The organism is Oceanobacillus phoenicis, from assembly GCF_047238145.1.
Lineage (GTDB): Bacteria > Bacillota > Bacilli > Bacillales > Amphibacillaceae > Oceanobacillus.
In genome coordinates, this window is sequence record NZ_JBDFME010000001.1 from 1996627 (window position 1) to 2010345 (window position 13719).

11 protein-coding genes are annotated in these 13719 nt (G+C 32.7%); 8 read left to right on the forward strand and 3 right to left on the reverse strand.

The window, feature by feature from the left end:
* Positions 1–451: 451 nt before the first annotated feature.
* A complete protein-coding gene (locus tag ABC346_RS09940; protein ID WP_413234700.1) occupies positions 452–2026 on the reverse strand; it encodes an LA2681 family HEPN domain-containing protein in 1575 nt (524 codons plus the stop codon).
* Positions 2027–2428: 402 nt separating this feature from the next.
* On the opposite strand from ABC346_RS09940, the gene ABC346_RS09945 reads away from it, so the two are divergent.
* Complete coding sequence (locus tag ABC346_RS09945) at positions 2429–2809, forward strand: hypothetical protein (protein WP_336253374.1); 381 nt, start codon at positions 2429–2431, stop codon at positions 2807–2809.
* 517 nt (positions 2810–3326) lie between these two features.
* Here ABC346_RS09945 and ABC346_RS09950 read toward each other — a convergent pair.
* On the reverse strand, positions 3327–4739 hold the full coding sequence (locus tag ABC346_RS09950) for a hypothetical protein (RefSeq protein WP_413234701.1): 1413 nt from the start codon (positions 4737–4739) through the stop codon (positions 3327–3329).
* 663 nt (positions 4740–5402) lie between these two features.
* Here ABC346_RS09950 and ABC346_RS09955 point away from each other — a divergent pair.
* From ABC346_RS09955 to arsC, 5 genes are all read left to right on the forward strand, one after another.
* Entirely contained in the window at positions 5403–5771 is a 369-nt protein-coding gene (locus tag ABC346_RS09955) for an ArsR/SmtB family transcription factor (protein WP_413234702.1), read from the forward strand.
* A complete protein-coding gene (locus ABC346_RS09960) occupies positions 5764–8154 on the forward strand; it encodes a heavy metal translocating P-type ATPase (protein WP_060681772.1) in 2391 nt (796 codons plus the stop codon). Before ABC346_RS09955 ends, ABC346_RS09960 begins: the two co-directional genes overlap by 8 nt.
* A 79-nt stretch (positions 8155–8233) precedes the next feature.
* On the forward strand, positions 8234–8851 hold the full coding sequence (locus ABC346_RS09965) for a CadD family cadmium resistance transporter (RefSeq protein ID WP_071649279.1): 618 nt from the start codon (positions 8234–8236) through the stop codon (positions 8849–8851).
* A gap of 91 nt (positions 8852–8942) precedes the next feature.
* Positions 8943–10241, forward strand: a complete 1299-nt coding sequence (locus ABC346_RS09970; protein WP_336253373.1) for an arsenic transporter — start codon at positions 8943–8945, stop codon at positions 10239–10241.
* Between the two features lie 23 nt (positions 10242–10264).
* Positions 10265–10675, forward strand: a complete 411-nt coding sequence (arsC, locus tag ABC346_RS09975; protein WP_413236541.1) for an arsenate reductase (thioredoxin) — start codon at positions 10265–10267, stop codon at positions 10673–10675.
* Positions 10676–11120: 445 nt separating this feature from the next.
* Here the strand turns inward: arsC and ABC346_RS09980 are convergent, their stop codons facing one another.
* Complete coding sequence (locus ABC346_RS09980; protein WP_060681774.1) at positions 11121–11360, reverse strand: hypothetical protein; 240 nt, start codon at positions 11358–11360, stop codon at positions 11121–11123.
* A gap of 131 nt (positions 11361–11491) precedes the next feature.
* On the opposite strand from ABC346_RS09980, the gene ABC346_RS09985 reads away from it, so the two are divergent.
* Positions 11492–12208, forward strand: coding sequence for a response regulator transcription factor (locus ABC346_RS09985; protein ID WP_060681775.1), 717 nt, complete (start codon positions 11492–11494; stop codon positions 12206–12208).
* Complete coding sequence (locus ABC346_RS09990; RefSeq protein WP_413234703.1) at positions 12183–13553, forward strand: sensor histidine kinase; 1371 nt, start codon at positions 12183–12185, stop codon at positions 13551–13553. Before ABC346_RS09985 ends, ABC346_RS09990 begins: the two co-directional genes overlap by 26 nt.
* Positions 13554–13719: the final 166 nt, after the last annotated feature.

A 13719-nucleotide genomic window follows, 5' to 3' on the forward strand; every position in this document is an offset into this window, starting at 1 on the left:
AGTAAACCGGCTAATAATTACTAAAGGGTGCAGTAGTTAAGCAAAGTCTACAAAAGGATTCCATAAACTATTTTCCAATCACCTATTATATTAATACTTTAAGGAATTTCTAAGAGCATTTGTGGTCACAAAAATAATTTAGTACTGTACGTCTTTAAGGCCATGTGGCATTCAAAGAACAAGAATATCAAATCGAGACTCCTAAATGGCTTGGAATAGATGAAATACACATTATCCTTAAACCTCGTCTTCTTGTACTGACTAATATCGAACGGAATCTTATAAAGATGCAGCAAATCTTATTATTTTAAGTGGGCAAACTATCAACGAGAGAGGACAAAAAATAAGGAAGTAAATACTTCCTTATTTTTATGTCTGAAATACAAGTTGCACTAACATATTTTATTATTTCCAAAGATATATAATTTATTCAAAGAAGGCAATCTAAAATTCAATTTAGCTGTTTCCAATCATCATCGTATTGATCCATGTGCATCGGCATAATTAAACCATCTGACGCACTTTTCTTTCTAAGTTCCTCTACGTGTACACCCATAGTCAATAATATAATTCCTTCACGTACATAAGAAAGTAGTTTCATTGCAGCATCATTAAATTCATCAACCGTAATGGAATAGGCCAACGGATCATCCTTATTTTCTCGTAATTCCTCTGTAATTGGATACAAAAGAGTGTCATGAACCTTTAAATAACGATGCTCTAAATGATGTCGTATTTTCGAAATATGTACGATAGCTGGTTCTATATAGTGATGTTCTACCTTTTGCTTTCCAATATCTTTGCATAACCAGTACAGACCGATTAATGGGAGATTAAATGTATCTTTTTCTGTCATCCTATTCTTTAAATCGACTTTTAAGTTGTAGGAGTTTTTCCCTTTTCTAACTTTGTCCTGCCAGATTGTTCGATAAGATACATCTCTTTCCTTGATTCCAATTTCAAAATAATCATTTATAAAAAAGGAAATACGGTCAAATAATGAATATAAACTTCTATAGGCATATTTCAATTTCTCAATTGAAATGCCATATACCGGATAATCTAATGTATTGACAAGGTGAACATCTCTATCCGAAAAATGAGACCCTTGAAATGAAATGGCATCAAAAATCATGAATCTAGCAGATACATATTCTTGTTTTATTTGATTAAACAAACCATGAAATCTTGGTCCCTCATCGATTTTTGTAATAATATTAGGCAGATGAAGGATATCATGTGCAGAGATGGAATAAGGAAAGGCATCGTTTAAAGTATTCAGAATCAATGTATTTTTAATACACCATTTTCGGTAATTGATTTCATCATCGGAATCCCCTAATGAGTATTCTTCAAATTCGTAAGGTTTCTCTAGATATTCTATTGGATACCATTGTTTTAAACTAGCTTTTAAACTTTTATAATGCTCAGTTGCATACTCTTCTATATCATTGAATTCCAATACTTCTTTTAATAATTGATAGGATTCATTAGCAAGAACTGAACGATGACCATTATCATAGTCGAGCGAAGCATAATCCATTAAAAATCCAGCAAAGTTTCCTATAGCCATTGGAAAACCACTACCAACTCCAATTTTTAAATATGATAGTGCCTTAATAATCCTACCGCATGTATTCAATACGTTTGCATAGTTAGTATATGCCATTAATAAATAATTTCCAAGGTGATAAGATTCCTCTGAATCTTCTTTTATTTCGTCTCTTTCCTGATATGAAGTTAAATTTTCTATAGATAATCGAAACAATAATAAACACATTTCAAAGTCTTCTTCGTTATTACTCTTCTCAGAATAAATTAATAAACCTTTATACTTTAGGTGGATATAGTTACTGTAGGAAGTAGCCCCATGGTAAGCTAAAATTCCTTTCTCAAGGCGATTATACTTTCCTGTTTCAACTCGGTTTAAACAATCCTCCGCTATTTTGTGTAAAGTGTCTATATCTCCCTCATCGAAAGCTTTATCGGCAAACATTCCTAAAGTATGCACATCATCGTTAATCATAACTTTCTCCCCCGTTTAGTTAGATAAAATATTTTATTACATTTGCTCATTCTATAATTATAACCTCTTATTAAATTTTGAATAGAAGTTCATGGCTATATATCAACCAATTATGACTACAAAATAACTATTTATGGGATAAATGAATAAACTAATATCTTATTTGGCATAAATTGATAAAAAGGAAATGATTTTTAAAACGAATATTATAGAAGATAACTTACCATGAATCCTCTGTGTGTCAGATGATAAACTGTTGTTCAAGGCTTAGTTATGCTTTGAAAGTTATCATACTCAACATAAAGCAAGCGTCTCAATTTATGAAGCAATAGTTTTATCACATGGATATACTTATACATTTCTATTTTTTAAATTATTAACCACAATAAGGCGGTGTGACATATGGACAATATGGATATTGAACATATCATAAAAAATGCCTCTTTTGAGGAATTACAGGAAGCTACCTCATTCAGAGAAAACCAATTATATTGGATAGATTATATTGTAAGTTCCATTGAAAAAAGAAGGGTGGCGGAAATCTTATTTTCAAAAGGATACACAATTAAAAAGGTTGAGAATGTTTTAGTTTTGGGGGACGGAGAAGCTGCGCTCATAAAGAAGCATTTAGATCAATATGGGATAATCGATAGTCAATCCATTCTAAAAATATTAACAAAGATTTATCGGAGAGAGACTTTAGTAATGGTCATTGAACAATTGATAGATAAGAAGTGTGACAAGGATGTAATAGAAGATGTTATAAGTTTATTAAAAGAATAGTTTTTGAAGTTGTTTTATAACTAAGAATTTAATCAAAAAAGTAATATGTATTGTAATAATATTTAATGATAAAAAACATAATAAGATACATTAGTATCTTTAAATTACTATTACAAACCCTTACGTGGTAAGGAATTGAATAGTTTTTATGATAATTAATTTTATTGATACTATAAATTAAATGTCTATAATATAAAATTAATAAATCTAAAAAAAAATTTTATCTTAAAATATAAATATTAAACAGATACTATAAAAATTTCCTGGTGTAATTGGACTTTATTCTTTAAAAAAAAGCTTTATTGAGAAAGAATACAATACAGAAACAAGAGAATCGTCCTATACTTTTTTATAAAAAGTTATTGTTTGAAAAAATGCTCATGCCAAATAACCCTTCTCCACTAGGATAGAAAGGCAGAATTTATATTTTATATTTTTAAAAAAATTATTATTAGGTAGTTCCCGCATTTTGGATCTTAAAAAAACAGTAATAATAATTTTTTAAAAAGATCCGATATTACTCGGTAATTGCTACGTAAGGATTGTAAAGTAATTTTTCTCTTCTTTCTCTTTTATAGTTACTGTCCCGTTTGATTTTAGAGATAGTACGTTCTTTTTGATTTAATTGCCTTTGGATAGCAAGATAAAATACTTTATTCCTATCATTACCATGAGCTTCGGCCTCATCTTTATAGATTTTTTCTACTTTTTCTTTAAATTCATACCAAGACTTATCTACCTGTGTAAATTGGCTATATATGAAGCTATATGCTGCTTCTAATTCACGGTCTAATATGATAAGGTTGTCGTTATATGATTCTTCCATAATGTAAGATATAAATGGTTTACTATCTTTAATAGCATGTTTTAAATTTAAGGATTGATATGGCAATGTTTTTACTTTAGTAAAATAATCATTTTTCACCTCTTCGAATAAGGTTTTAAGTCTTTGTTCAATTCTAGGAATAACATAAAAGTTTTTAATTGTATTACCAAAATTACTATTTTCCATCAGATTTTGAAAAGAATGGCTTCTATTTTTGAAAAAATCTTTTAAGCCTTCACGATATAATTGTATTCCTACATCACCGAATTCCTTATATATTTTTGCCTTTACCATATGGACCTTCTCTAAAGCTTTTACATCAAAGCTGTCTAAACTACATCCAAAATCTTTTGCGATAGATTTTAAATCCTGCAACGTTGCCAATCTTGTCATATCATAAATGTCACAAATTTGATCTTTTGTAACTAAATCTTTTGCTATACGAATATGAATGATATGATGTTTTTCTTCTTTATGACTCATTCGTTTCTTTCTTTTACCAGTTTTTTCAGCAAATGTATTTAATCTTTCTCTAAGATTTTTAGTATTTTTATTTAGTACTTCTCTATTCGCTCCAAGTCGCACTTCAAAAAAACCTTTGTTAATTAAATCTAAAAGGTTGGATATCATATCTTCAAAACTAATAAAAAAGTCTAACTTTACATGCTTTGCATTTGTCCGGTTTTGATAAAGGTGTTCAATAGCTAAAGAATGTTCGTGGCCCGGTAGTTTTGCTGTTAGAATATAAAATAGGAATTGTAATTGGCGCTTGTATGATTTTTTAAATTCATCAGATTGAAAGAATTTATACAAGTTTATATAGTAGAAATTATGGTTCTCAGCTGTTGAAATAGTATTGAATTTACTATATAAGTAACCATCTTTACCCCGATAGATCCACTCAACTTTCTCCAGTCTTCCTAATGCTTCCTTTATTAGTCGCGGAGTCATAATATTAGCTGCTTCAATTTGTTCTAATGTTACATTAATTCGTTTGTCTAAATCTGTATTTGCCGCTAAAAATGGGATTAGACGAAGAGAAACAGATGAAAGACTCTTTAATATTTTTTGTTGTTTTAGCATTTCTCTACTTAACATTGTCATTACTTAACCCTCCAAAACTTGTGCAAAAAGAAAAGAACCCCAAATCTAAGTACGCCTTTGAACTAACAAAGACCTAACATAGATTTGGGGTTCTCCCTTTTTTATTATGAAATTTTGATTTAATCTTATAAAGTTTAGTATAGTTATTATATAGTAAACAATATAGAAATAGCAAGATAGATACTAAAAATAAAATTAATACTTTACATTATAACTACATTTACCATCTAAAGCAAATATATAAAAACAGTATCAACACTAATATAATGAGAAATCCCATCCTTATTTTAATTGATCTGCTAAAATCAAAATAAGGACGGGATTCTATAAAGAAATACAACCTAAACATCTTTATCACGCTAGTATAGAATGTTGGGTTATTCTAATCTTAGTATAACCAACTTTTTGTTATTTAAGTCATATTTGAGAAACTTAGCTTTATTGAGCAAAGAATAATATTCGCTCTTTCTTGAACTATTATTTGGACTATCGAAATTTTTATGGGTATACGCTCTTATTGAGGCTAATAAATGAAAGTTCAAGAAGATGTTATCAGAATTGGGAAATCTCAGTTCTTTTTTAAAATCATTCAAGTAATTGCTTGAATATGTAATGGAAAAAAGTTATGATATATTCAAATGAATATTTGAATGAGGTGATGATTTGAATAAAAAGGATACTTGTGATGTTTTTTGTTATGACGAGGAAAAGGTTAATAGAATACAGGGTGATTTACAAACAGTAGATATTTCTGGTATTTCTCAAATGTTAAAAGCAATTGCCGATGAAAATAGAGCAAAAATCACCTATGCTCTGTGTCAAGATGATGAGCTATGTGTTTGTGATATAGCAAATATCTTAGGAGTTACGGTTGCTAATGCTTCTCATCATTTACGAACACTTTATAAGCAAAGGATTGTCAAATATCGGAAGGAAGGAAAGCTCTCCTTTTATTCGTTAAACGATAAACATATCAAACAAATTATGATGATTGCATTAACACACAAGAAAGAGGTGGAGGTAAATGTCTGAACAAGCAGAACAATCAGAATCAGAAATGACTTCCTACCGAGTACAAGGCTTTTCATGTGCAAATTGTGCAGGAAAATTTGAAAGAAATGTTAAGAAACTACCCAATGTTCAAGACGCAAGAGTTAATTTCGGCGCATCTAAAATATCCGTGTATGGTGATGCAACTGTTGAAGAATTAGAGAAAGCAGGAGCTTTTGAAAATCTTAAAGTAATGCCTGAAAAACCAAAACGGCAAGCACCAATTGTTGTTCATCAGGATAAAAATGTGTACCGGGTTGAAGGATTTTCGTGTGCTAATTGTGCGGGTAAATTCGAAAAGAATGTAAAAAAATTATCAGGGGTTCAGGATGCAAAAGTAAATTTTGGTGCGTCTAAAATCGAGGTATATGGCGATACAAACATTGAAGAATTAGAAAAAGCCGGTGCTTTTGAAAATCTTAAAGTGACTCAAGATAAACCATTAAGGGAAGAGAAACAAGAGGTTAAAGAAGAAAAAGAGCCATTTTATAAAAAACACAGCACGTTACTATATGCTACTTTATTAATCGTTTTTGGTTATATTTCTCAGTTTGTTAATGGAGAGGAAAATATTATTACTTCCCTATTGTTTGCAGCAGCGATAGTAATTGGCGGATATTCACTCTTTAAAGTCGGGTTTCAAAACTTGCTACATTTTGAATTTGACATGAAAACCCTTATGACAGTGGCAATTATTGGAGCAGCTATTATTGGGGAATGGGCAGAAGGTGCAATTGTTGTTATTCTTTTTGCAATTAGTGAAGCTCTAGAAAGATTCTCTATGGATCGAGCAAGACAATCGATTCGATCTCTAATGGATATTGCTCCTAAAAAGGCGCTTGTTAGAAGAAATGGGCAAGAAATGATGATTCATGTTGATGATATTGCTGTTGGCGATATTATGATTGTGAAACCCGGTCAAAAGCTTGCTATGGATGGTGTAGTAGTAAATGGTTACTCTGCTGTTAATCAAGCGGCTATTACAGGCGAGTCAGTCCCTGTCGAGAAAACGATGGATGATGAAGTTTTTGCAGGAACATTAAATGAAGAGGGAATACTTGAGGTTAAAGTAACAAAGCTGGTTGAAGATACAACAATCTCCAAAATCATTCACCTTGTTGAAGAGGCTCAAGGGGAACGTGCGCCATCTCAAGCGTTTGTAGATAAATTCGCAAAATATTATACACCTATTATTATGATTATCGCAGGACTGGTTGCTGTTGTGCCACCATTATTATTTGGTGGCAGCTGGGGAACATGGGTTTACCAAGGGCTAGCTGTTCTTGTCGTTGGTTGCCCTTGTGCATTAGTTATTTCAACCCCAATTTCTATTGTTTCAGCAATTGGAAATGCAGCTAAAAAAGGTGTGCTTATCAAAGGCGGAATTTATCTAGAAGAAATGGGCGCCTTAAAAGCGATTGCCTTTGATAAAACGGGTACATTAACAAAAGGGATTCCAGTTGTAACAGATTTTAACGTATTGAATAATCAGGTAAATGCAGAAGAAATGTTATCTATCATTACTGCATTAGAATATCGTTCCGGGCATCCATTAGCTTCAGCCGTTATGAAAAAAGCAGAAGAGGAGAACATTACCTACACTCATATAATCGTGGATGATTTCTCTTCTATCACAGGAAAAGGAATTAAGGGGACTATCAGCGGCACGACTTATTACATTGGAAATCCGAAATTATTTGAGAATCTATCAGTCGATTTTAATAACGAGCAAGATCAACTTATTAAGACCCTTCAAAATCAAGGGAAAACTGCAATGGTTGTTGGAACTGAAAAAGAAATCCTTGCTGTCATTGCAGTAGCTGATGAAGTACGTGAATCCAGCAAGGAAATTATTCATAAGTTACATCAACTTGGAATCAAAAAAACCATCATGCTTACAGGTGACAACAAAGGTACAGCCAATGCAATTGGAGGTCATGTTGGGGTAACGGATATCCAAGCAGAACTATTGCCACAAGACAAATTAGAATTTATTAAACAATTGAGATCTAAATATGGCAACGTAGCGATGGTTGGAGATGGTGTCAATGATGCCCCTGCGTTAGCTGCCTCTACTGTTGGAATCGCAATGGGTGGAGCTGGTACAGATACTGCCCTTGAAACAGCAGATGTAGCTTTAATGGGAGACGATTTAAGAAAACTTCCATTTTCTGTGAAACTAAGCCGAAAAGCACTGACTATAATTAAGCAAAATATCACATTCGCATTAGCTATTAAATTCATTGCCTTATTATTGGTTATCCCCGGTTGGCTAACACTTTGGATTGCCATCCTTTCAGATATGGGAGCAACTCTTTTAGTCGCTTTAAATGGTTTAAGGTTAATGCGGGTAAAAGAAAATTAATATATAAATATGTGTGTGTAAAATTAAGGGCTTTTCTTGCCATTGAAAAGCCCTATCCAGAAGTATTGGAGATGAAATAATGATTGCAACGGCACTTACAGCAGCTGCAGTTTATGTAGCAACAGGGATTGACTATCTTATTATTTTAATCCTTTTGTTTTCGCAAATAAAAAAAGGGCAAGCAAAACATATATGGATTGGACAATACATAGGTACAGCAATTATTATAGCTGCAAGTCTATTGGTTGCCCTCGGTATTACATGGTTAATTCCTGAGCAATGGGTTTTAGGTCTCCTTGGGCTTATTCCCCTTTATTTGGGTATTAAGATTTGGATCAAGGGTGAGGAAGATGAAGATGATAGCAATATATTATCTTTATTTTCCTCCAATCGGTTTAATCAATTATATTTAACAGTTATATTTATTGTGCTGTCTTCCAGTGCAGATGACTTTTCTATTTATATACCTTATTTCACAGCATTAAACGCGGTTGAAATTCTTATTGCTAGTATTGTCTTTTTCATTATGGTTGGGGTTTTATGTTATGTCAGCTATCGCTTAGCTTCCTTGGATTTTGTATCAGAAAAAGTTGAGAAATATGAACGTTGGATTGTTCCAATTGTTTTTATAGGGCTAGGGATTTATATTATGTTTGAAAATGGCACATTAAATGCATTATTCTCATTCCAATTTTAACAAACCGGGTGCGTTGATCCAAGAAGAATTCACGCACCCTTGTTGTTGAAGTTATTATGCTACAGGGTAGTGCAATAGTGGCGTAATACGATTGAATCAAGATTTCACTTTAGCACTTATTATTTTTATTGCTACATTAATTTTCGTTATTTGGCAGCCTAAAGGATTAAATATCGGTTGGTCTGCCTGTGCTGGAGCAATCATTGCTCTTTTAGTAGGAGTTGTTGGATTTAGTGATGTCTTAGAAGTAATAGACATTACTTGGAACGCAACATTATCGTTTGTTGCAATCATCCTTATTTCATTAATATTAGATCAAATTGGTTTGTTTGAGTGGGCCGCTCTACATATGGCGAGGATTGCAAAAGGAAATGGAATTAAAATGTTTGTCTATGTGAGTATTTTAGGTGCGATTGTTGCTGCATTATTCGCCAATGATGGTGCTGCATTAATATTAACACCAATTGTACTTGCAATGGTTCGTCATTTGAAATTCAAGGAAAAAATGGTCTTTCCGTTTATTATTGCTAGTGGTTTTATTGCTGATACAACATCATTACCCTTTATCGTAAGTAACTTGGTAAATATTGTTTCTGCTGATTTTTTTGGAATTGGATTCCTCGAATATGCTGTGAGGATGGTTATTCCAAACATTTTTTCACTAATTGCAACGATTACCGTCTTACTCATTTATTTCAGAAAAAGTATCCCTAAAACATACGATTTGTCTAAACTAAGAAAACCAGTAGAAGCGATCAAGGACCAAAAATTGTTCCGTTTGTCTTGGTTTGTTTTAACGGTATTATTAATTGGTTACTTTACTAGTGAATTCATTCATATTCCTGTTTCCATTGTGGCAGGTATTGTTGCGATACTTTTTATTCTGATGGCTAGAAGAAGCGAAGTAGTTGATACAAAATCAGCAATTAAAGGAGCGCCTTGGAATATTGTTTTTTTCTCAATAGGAATGTATGTCGTTGTTTATGGATTAGGGAATGCAGGACTTACTTCTGTCTTGGCAGGTGTTATTCAAGAAGTGGCTGAAGAAGGATTGTTAATTGCTACCGTTTCTATGGGCTTTATAGCAGCTATTCTATCTGCAATTATGAATAATATGCCAACTGTTATGATTGATGCTTTGGCAATTGCAGAAACAAATACATCAGGTGTAATACGAGAGGCACTTGTTTATGCGAATATTATAGGATCTGATTTAGGACCAAAAATCACTCCAATTGGGTCACTCGCCACATTGGTATGGCTTCACGTTTTATCCCAAAAAGGGGTGAAAATATCCTGGGGAACATATTTTAAAACTGGGGTTGTTTTAACGATACCCATCCTATTGATAACATTAATTGGACTTTATATTTCATTACTATTTTTCTAAAGGAGAATGAGCTATGAAAAAAAATAATCTACTTTCTATGTACTGGGAATTCGTGCCGAAGCCAAATGGCAGAGGGTTGGGCAAAAAAATACTTAAACCATGAGGAATGGGAAGTTAAAAGTGGTGGAATTGAAGCACACGGACTGAACCCGAATGCAGTTAAAGCAATGAAAGAAGCAGGAATTGACATATCAAATCAAACATCGGATATTATCGATTCTGAAATACTAAACAACGCAGCTTTAACTGTTACCCTTTGTGGTGATGCAAAAGATAAATGTCCTGTTACACCACCTAAAGTCAAAAGGGAACACTGGGGATTTGATGATCCTGCAAGAGCAGAAGGAACGGAAGAAGAAAAATGGGCAGTTTTCCAGCGTGTTCGTGATGAAATTGGCAATCGAATCAAACACTTTGCTGAGACAGGGGAATAAAAAAACACCAAGAAATCCTCTTGGTGTTTTCTCTTGTAATATATAAGTCTTTACTAATAAATATTGTGAATAATTCATTTAAACTAACGGAAGTTTGATGAAATAAGTGTTAGGATTACCTTCAATAGACAATCAATTAGACATTGGTCGTATATTGAAGGTTCTTTGATTTGCAAAATACAATCATTTCATGCATGAGTTAAAGTTTTATGTTAAACGGGTTAAACAGTAACATCGATTATCATGATTAAAAAGGAATGATCACAATTACAGTCGCTCCTTTATAAAGAGATTACGATTAAATTAATCCTTATGATAATTTTTTAATGCTAATTTGGTGGCATAATACACAACGATACCGATAGATGCAAGGTTAAGTATCCATCCAAGTAACCCATAACCCATCATATTCATCATCCCCATTATACGGGATCACCTCTTTAATCTATAAATTATACATCATATCACGGAATTCAGTATCGTTTTGCATCATACCATTGTCGCCATGACAGTTATTAAACATTTCTTCCTGCTGTTCTGATGATAAATTAGGATGCATTTCTTCAATATGCGGTTGCATTTCCTCAAAGTTGAAGATGCCATTTCCATTTGATTCGGCCGCAACAAAAGTTGCACTTCCTAATAGAACCGCTCCAGTTAATAACCCTACTACTAATTTTTTCATATAAAACATCTCCTTTCTTAACTACATCATACCTTTCATATATGGAGAATTTGTGGTGAACTTATGTGGAAGTTGTGAAGATTATCATTTTCATTTTAATTGATGATACTATATGAAAGAGGTGGTTTAACATGACTAAAATTCTTATTGTTGACGATGAAGATATGATTCTTGAAGTGTTAGAAGCTTATTTTGAAAAAGAGGGATGGGAAACCATTCTTGCCTCTAATGGAATAGAAGCATTAAAAAAAATAAAAGAAAATAATCCGGATATTATTATTTTAGATCTTATGCTACCAGATATATCAGGTGAAGAGATATGTAGATTAACGAGAAATGAAAGTGATGTTCCTATCATTATGTTAACAGCAAAATCGACAGAAGACGATTTAATTAACGGAATCGTTATTGGGGCGGATGACTATGTTACAAAGCCTTTTAGTCCAAGAGAAGTCGTAATAAGGGCTAAGGCTATTTTACGTAGGTTAAAAAGAATAAATAGTGGAAACCATTTATCGTTCAATGAAGGAAAGCTAACAATAGATCTTTTAAAGAAGGAAATTACATTGAATAATCAGATCATCCCACTAACTCCTATTGAGTATAAGCTTTTAATAGCTATGGCAAGCTACCCCGGGCGAGTTTACAGTCGTTTGGATTTACTGGAAAAGATTCAGGATGATGGAACTTATTTTGAAGGATATGAACGAAGTGTTGATACGCATATAAAAAACCTTCGGAAAAAGATTGAAACAGATTCTCGTCACCCAGAATATATTTTAACTGTTTTTGGGATGGGATATAGGTTTGGAGGAACATCTGATGCGTCGATTGACACTTCGTTCTAAAATCCTGTTTTACCTATTAGTTGTGTCACTTTGTGGTATTTTTCTTACTAGTTTCTCTATATTATGGGGGTTTGAAGATCAATTCAACGAATATTTACAAAATAATAGAGAGGAAAGCAGTAAACTTATAGAAAATGAAGCAATTAATTCTTATAAAGAAACAGGGGAACTTATTGATAACCAACTAACAAATTTAATGCATCAACAAGCTATGACGGATAATTTATTTTATAGAATTTCTGATGAAGACGGACAAATAATAGCTGATACAACGATGATGCTTGGAATGATGGATAGCATGGGGATGCATTCGGAAACCGATATGAAAACGGAATACCAGACACATTCTTATGATTTAACATTTGATGAAAGACATATAGGCAATATGGAAGTTTATTACCCAGAGGAAATGATGGGGGAAGACATTGCTTTTTTAAATACAATTAAATCGAATATTTATCTTGCTATTATTGTTACAGTTGTTTTAGCGTTCGTGTTTAGCCTATTGTTTTCTAAGCGCCTAACAACTGGGTTTCGAAAATTATCAAAAGCTATTCAAGAATTACAAGACCATAAATGGCGAACGCGTGTACCAGTTAAGGAATTGTCAAATGAAATGAAGCCACTTGGTGAATCGTTTAACCGACTTGCTGAATCATTATCAAAAGAAGAGGTGCTTCGTAAACAGTTTACTGCTGATTTTGCTCACGAAATACGAACCCCACTTGCGACACTAAGAAGTCAAATGGAAGCTTTTCAGGATAGGATATTTGAGCCAACGCCAAAAAGGTTGCAGCAAAGTCATGATGAATTGATGCGTTTAGTGCGCCTTGTCGGTGAATTAGAAGAGTTACTTGCCGCTGAAAATCCACAAATAAAGTTGAACAAAACTAATATAGAAGCAGGTGAAATATTACGTTCAATGGAAGGACAATTTTTGTCAGTATTTCAGGATAAAGGTGTTATATTAAACATTCAAAAACCTAAAAGAGAATATTGGTTTAAAGCGGATCGTGATCGTGTTGCACAGATTTTGACGAATATAATAAATAACGCTCTTCAATATACCCCAAAAGGAAAAAAGGTATCGATAAAGCTAGAGGGTTCTACTGATTATATAGGTTTCCTTGTGAAAGATGAAGGGATTGGAATTGCTGAGGAAGACATTCCTTATCTTTATGAAAGGTTTTATCGTGGGGATAAATCCAGAGATAGGAAAACAGGTGGAATAGGTATTGGATTGTCCATTGTGAAGGCATTAGTAGATGCACATCAAGGGAAAATTCAGATAGATAGTAGATTAAATATTGGAACGAAGGTTTCTATTCTTTTTCCAAAGCATTGAAGGAATGTATGTTTAATGTGATTTATTTGAAGTATTTACCAAACTATAAGACCCTAGTAACGCTCTAAGTTGAAAACTTGGAGCGTTTTTCGCTAAGTAAATATTATTATCTTAACTAAGCATAAGGAATATCTAAACTCATTAATAATGAAATTACAGTTTTATG